At 56.5% G+C, this 6,733-nt stretch carries 1 protein-coding gene; it reads left to right on the forward strand.

The annotated features are described in order from the left end of the window. Positions 1-6,733, forward strand: a 6,733-nt coding sequence (locus GQS10_RS22510; RefSeq protein ID WP_166246505.1) for a non-ribosomal peptide synthetase, incomplete at both ends; no start/stop codon positions are given.

Consider the following 6,733-nt stretch of genomic DNA (forward strand, 5'->3'; position numbering starts at 1 on the left):
CCATCAGGTGAAAATCCGCGGCTACCGGATCGAGCTGGACGAAATCGAGACGCAGCTTCTGAAAATCGAGGGCGTGGAAGAAGCGGTGGTGCTCGCCCGTCAGGACGGCGGGGGAGAGAAGGCGCTTGTCGCCTACTTTGTGGCGGATCGGACGCTGACGGTCAGCGAATTGAGAAACTCGCTGGCCCAGGGAATGCCGGGGTACATGATCCCGTCGTATTTCGTGCAGCTGGAGCGGATGCCGCTGACGTCTAACGGCAAAGTGGACCGCAAAGCGCTGCCGGAGCCGCAAGGCGGCTTGCAAACGGGCGTCGAATACGTAGCGCCGCGTAACCGGACGGAGTCCCAGCTTGTGAAAATCTGGGAGGAAGTGCTGGGCTACTCCGGCATTGGAGTCCTGGACAATTTCTTCGAGCTCGGAGGCCACTCCTTGCGGGCGACGAACCTTGTCAGCAAGATCCTGAAGGAAATGAACGTCGAACTTCCACTGCGCGATGTGTTCCGCTATACGACGGTAGAGTCGATGGCCGGGGCTATTGCCTGCTTGGAAGAAACGCGGCTCAGCTCGATTCCGAAAGCGGAAGAGAAAGCGTATTATCCGGTTTCCTCCGCGCAAAAAAGGCTGTACGTCCTGCACCAGCTGGATGGCTCGGAGCTGACTTACAACCTCCCATGCGCCTTGCAATTGGAAGGGGCTTTGAACGAGGCCAAAGTGGAAAAGGCGCTGAATACTTTGGTGGCCCGGCACGATATGCTGCGCACCGGCTTTGAAATCGTGGATGGGGAGCCGGTTCAGTGTATTCATCCGTTCGTAGCTTTCAAGGTCGAGAAGCTTAAAGCAAGCGAAGATCAGGTTGCGGCCATTCTTGAAGGCTTCATTCAGCCTTTTGACTTGACCCAGCCGCCTATGCTGCGCGCCCTGCTGATCGAACTGGAGAAAGAGAAATTCTTGCTCGCGCTGGATATTCATCATATTGGTTCCGACGGCCTTTCCATGGACGTGCTGCTGCGCGAATTCGTGCGGCTTTACAATGGGGAAGAATTGCCGGAGCTGCGGATTCAATACAAGGATTACGCTGTTTGGCAGCAATCAAGGGAGCAGCGCCAGCGCATCAAAGGGCAGGAGGAATACTGGCGCGGGGTATTTAGCTCCGAGCTTCCGGTTCTTGAGCTGCCTTTCGACTTCTCCCGCCCGGCCGTCCAGCAGTTTGACGGTCAAACGCTCACGTTTACGCTGGATGCGGAGAAAAGCGAAGCTCTCAAACGGCTTGCCAGCGATTCGGGGGCGACGCTGTACATGCTTCTGCTGGCTGCGTATTCCGTATTGCTTCATAAATACTCGGAACAGGAAGATATAGTGGTCGGCACTCCGATTGCCGCCCGTTCTCACGCCGACCTGCAGCCGATTATCGGCATGTTCGTCAATACGCTGGCCCTTCGCTTGGGTCCGGCGGCGGAGCGGACGTTCCTGGATTACTTGCAGGAAGTGAAAGAAACGACGCTTGGAGCCTACGAGCACCAGGACTATCCGTTCGAGGAGCTGGTGGAAGCTCTTCAGGTGAGCCGGGATTTAAGCAGAAATCCGCTGTTTGACACCATGTTTTCTTTGCAAAAGCACGAAAGCTTGGATTTAACTCTGGAAGGCTTGCAATGGTCGCTATTCGACATCGAGGAAAAGACGGCAAAGTTTGATCTTAGCTTAGATATCGTGGAAGCCGATAACGAGCTGGTTTGCAAGATCGAGTACGCGACCTCGTTGTTTAGACAGGAAACGATGGTACGGCTGGCGGGTCATTACGAGCAGCTTTTGGCGTCGATCCTGGCTCAGCCGGGTGCGCGGATTGCGGATTTAGATATCTTGACGGACAGCGAAAAGCATGATTTGCTGGTCGGGTTTGACGTGTCGTCTTCGCCTCATGCGAAGCAACCCGCCGCAGAGGGTACAGGCTTGGAGGAGGAGTCGTGGATAGAGAGGACGTTCCACGAGCTGTTCGAGGAGCAGGCGGAGCGCACTCCGGAAGCGCTGGCGGTTGTCTACGAAGACAGCAAGCTGACGTATGCGGAGCTGAACGCCAAAGCGAATCGTCTGGCGTACGCGCTGCGGGCGCGCGGGGTGAAGCCGGAACAGGTGGTCGGCATTCTGGCCGGCCGTTCGGCGGAGCTGTTGATCGGGGTGCTCGCCGTATGGAAAGCGGGCGGCGCTTATGTGCCGCTCGACCCGGACTATCCGGAAGAGCGGATCGAGTATATGCTGGCGGACAGCGGGGTGTCGGTGCTGCTCACACAGACCCGCCTGCTGGAGCAGGCGGAAGCTTGGCGCAGCGACGGAGCTCTTGCGCTGCAAACGGTGCTTGCGCTTGACGACGTCGCGACGTACAGCCTTGGAGCGGCGGAAGCGGCTGTGTGCGTACAAGCTTTGGGCGAAGCAGGCGCAAAGGCGGAGGCTTTGGCGCTAGCGGAAACGGCTGCTGCGGAAACGTCCGCCACGGCAGAAGCCGAGAGGAACGTACAAGCGGCGGATCTCGCATCGAATCCGGTGAATGTGAACAAGCCGCGCGATTTGGCATACGTCATCTACACCTCCGGTACGACGGGCCGTCCGAAGGGTGTGGCGGTGGAACACCGCAGCCTGGTGAACACAGCGGCGGGCTACCGCCGGGACTACCGCCTGGACCAGTTCCCGGTCCGGCTGCTGCAGCTCGCCAGCTTCTCGTTCGACGTGTTCGTCGGCGACATTGCGCGGACGCTGTACAACGGCGGCACCATGGTCATCGTGCCGAAGGACGACCGGATCGATCCAACCCGCCTCTACGGCTGGATTCGCGACTACGCCATGACGGTGTTCGAATCGACTCCCGCGCTGATCGTGCCGTTCATGGAACATGTGCATGTCGAGGGTCTGGACCTCAGCTCGATGCAGCTGCTGATCACAAGCTCGGATGCGTGCAGCGTAGCGGATTACCGCACCCTGCAGGAGCGCTTCGGCTCGCAGTTCCGTATTATTAACAGCTACGGCGTAACGGAAGCGGCGATTGACTCCAGCTTCTATGACGAGCCGCTGGAGAAGCTGCCGAAGACGGGTAGCGTGCCGATTGGGAAAGCGTGGCTGAACGCCAAGTTCTACATCGTGGATGCGAATCTGAAGCCGGTGCCGATCGGGGTGTTGGGCGAGCTGGTTATCGGCGGAGCGGGTGTGGCCCGCGGTTACTTGAACCGCCCGGATTTGACGGCGGAGAAATTCGTAGACAGCCCGTTCGCTGCTGGGGAGCGGCTGTACCGGACGGGCGATCTGGCGCGCTGGATGCCGGACGGCAACGTGGATTTCATCGGCCGGATCGACAACCAGGTTAAAATTCGCGGCTATCGGATCGAGCTTGGAGAAATTGAAGCGGCCATGCAAATTTTTGCCGGCGTGCGTCAAGCGCTTGTCATCGACCGGACGGACGAGCGGGGGCAGAAATATTTGTGCGGGTATGTCGTTGCGGATTCCAGCTTCGATCTGGAAGGGCTTGTGGCCCATCTGGACGCCGCGCTGCCTTCCCATATGGTGCCTTCGCGCATCATGCGCCTGGATCAAATGCCGCTTACGCCAAACGGGAAGATCGATCGTAAAGCGCTGCCTGTGCCGGAAGGAAGCATTCGTGCCGAGGCTGCATACACGGCGCCTCGTACTCCTGCCGAGCAAGCACTTGCGTCGGTTTGGCAGTCGGTGCTGGGAGTGGAACAGGTCGGCACGATGGACAATTTCTTTGCGCTCGGCGGCGATTCGATCAAGGCCTTGCAGGTATCGTCCCGTCTTTTGCAAACGGGGTACAAGCTGGTCATGAAAGATTTGTTCCATTACCCGACGATTACCGCCCTTAGTTTGCAGCTGCAAACGGCGGAGAGAACGGCAAGTCAGGCCGAAGTGACGGGAGAGGTTATCTTAACCCCGATTCAGCGCTGGTTCTTTGAACAAAATCCGGCTGACGTACATCACAGCAACCAGGCGTTCATGCAGTTCTCCAAGCAAGGCTTTGACGAAGAAGCTTTATGCCAAGCGGTGCGTCAGCTTGTCGTGCAACACGATGCTCTCCGTACGGTTTACCGCCAAACCGAGAATGGCTATACCGCATGGAACCGCGGCGCCAGGGAGAACGAAGCGCTGTTCGATCTGGAAGTTGTCGATTTTAAGGGAATCGCCGATGTGAAAGATGCGGTAGAGGCTAAGGCGAATGACATTCAAGCGAGCATTGATCTGGAAAATGGCCCGCTGGTGAAGCTCGGCTTGTTCCGCTGCGACGACGGCGACCACCTGCTCATCGCGATCCATCACTTGGTCGTAGACGGCGTATCCTGGCGGATTCTGCTTGAGGATTTTGCTACCGGCTATGAGCAGGCGCTGCAAGGGCAGCCGATCCGTCTGCCGCTCAAAACGGATTCATTTCAAACGTGGGCGAAACAGCTCGCTGATTATGCGAACGGTCCGGCAATGGAAAGAGAGAGAGAGTATTGGAAGCATATCGAGCAATTGACCTATGAACCGCTTCCGAAAGATTTTGAACAAGGCAGATCCAAGCTGAAGGACAGCGGGCTCGTGACCGTCCGCTGGACGCCAGAGGAAACCGAACAGCTGCTGAAGCAGGCACACCGTGCTTACCATACAGAAATAAATGATTTGCTGCTTGCCGCGCTTGGCCTCGCGGTACAAGCTTGGAGCGGCCGGGAACGCGTGCTGGTGAATCTCGAAGGGCACGGCCGGGAAGATATTTTGCCGGATATGGACATTACGCGCACGGTAGGCTGGTTTACAAGCCAATTCCCTGTCGTTCTGGAGCCGGGTCACGCTCAGGCGCTCGGTCATCAGGTGAAACAGGTTAAAGAAAGCTTGCGCCGCATTCCGAACAAAGGAATCGGCTACGGAATTCTGCGTTATTTGTCGGCGCCGCGTGACGGCGATCGATTTGCTTTGGAGCCGGAGATCAGCTTTAACTATTTGGGGCAATTCGACCAGGATTACGAAAGCAGCGGCTTCAAGTCGTCTCCGTACAGCCCGGGCTCCGATTCCAGCCCGAATGCAGTGATGGATTTTGTCCTCGATATCAACGGTAGGGTGTCGGAAGGAGTGCTGGAACTCACGATCCGTTATGGGGAAACCCAGTATAAACGGGAAACGGTAGAGCGCCTGGGAATCCTGCTTCAATCGAGCTTGCGTGAAGTCATCAGCCATTGCGTATCGAAAGAGCGGCCGGAGCTTACACCTAGCGACGTTCTGCTTCAAGATGTGACGGTGGAGGAACTGGAGCGGTTAGCCGAACATACGGCGGCGCTCGGCGAACTGGAGAATGTGTATACCTTGACTCCGCTGCAAAAAGGGATGTTGTTCCACAGTCTGCTAGATGCCGATTCGGAGGCTTACTTCGAACAGGTGACCTTCGATTTATACGGAAGCCTGAATCTCGAAGCCTTTACCCAAGGATTGGATACGCTGGTGCAGCGGAATGAGGCGCTGCGGACCAACTTTATTACCGGCTGGAGAGACGAGCCGATTCAAGTGGTATTCCGCGAGCGGAAGTGTGAAGTTTACTTCGAAGATATTCGCTCGGTAAGCGATGGAGACCCGGAGAAGATGATAGCCGATTTCGTCAGCGCGGATAAAGCGAACAAGTTCGATTTGGCCGGGGACTCTCTTATGCGCGTGACAGTTTTGCGCACGGGCGACGAGTCTTACCATGTGATCTGGAGTCACCATCACATTTTGATGGACGGATGGTGCATGTCCTTCATGATCAAGGAAGTGTTCGATACCTACTTCGCGCTCCAGGAGAAGCGGATGCTGGAGCTTCCTCCGGTTACCTCGTTCTCCCGGTATATCGAATGGCTGGAAGCTCAAGATGCAGCGAAAGCTACGCGTTACTGGTCCGAGTATTTGGCAGGTTACGATCAGCAGACCAAGCTGCCGCAGGAGAAAACGCAGCTGAAGCAGGGCGCTTTTGAGGCGGCTGAAATTGATGTGGAACTCAGCAAGGAATTGACCGGGCAAATCGAGCGGGTGGCGCGCCAGCAGCAGGTGACGCTCAATACGTTCATGCAGACCGTATGGGGACTAGTTCTGCAGGTATACAACAACAGCGAGGATGTCGTATTCGGCTCCGTGGTATCCGGGCGTCCGGCGGAAATTCCAGGTATCGAAAGCATGATCGGCCTGTTTATTAATACGATCCCGGTCCGTATTCAGGGCAAAGCCGAGGAGACGGTAGCCGATATCTTAAGAAAAACCCAGGATCAAGCGCTGGCATCGGGAGCTTACGAAACGTTCCCGCTGTTCGAAATCCAATTGCTGAGCGAGCAAAAGCGTGACTTGATCAACCATATCATGGTCTTTGAGAATTATCCGATGGAAGAACAGATTGAGCAGGTCGTCGGTGGAGACAAGGAAGCGCTGAAAATCGCTAATATACAATCGCCGGAGCAAACGAATTACGACCTGGACATTACCGTCATTCCGGAAGAGCATATTTTGCTGCGGTTTACGTACAATGCGCTGACGTTCAGCGAGGAAGACATCAGGCAGATCCACGGTCATTTTGCCCGGGCGCTGGAGCAGGTTGCGGCTAACCCGAACATCCGTGTGAATCAGTTGGAGCTTTTGACGGAGGCGGAAAAAGAGCAAATTTTTGGCGCGTTTAACCCGGCGCAGCCGGAAGCGGCTCCGGCGACCGCGTTCCACCGGCTGTTTGAGGAACAGGCGGAG

It is taken from the genome of Paenibacillus turpanensis (genome assembly GCF_011421635.1).
Classification (GTDB): Bacteria; Bacillota; Bacilli; order Paenibacillales; family YIM-B00363; genus Paenibacillus_AK; species Paenibacillus_AK turpanensis.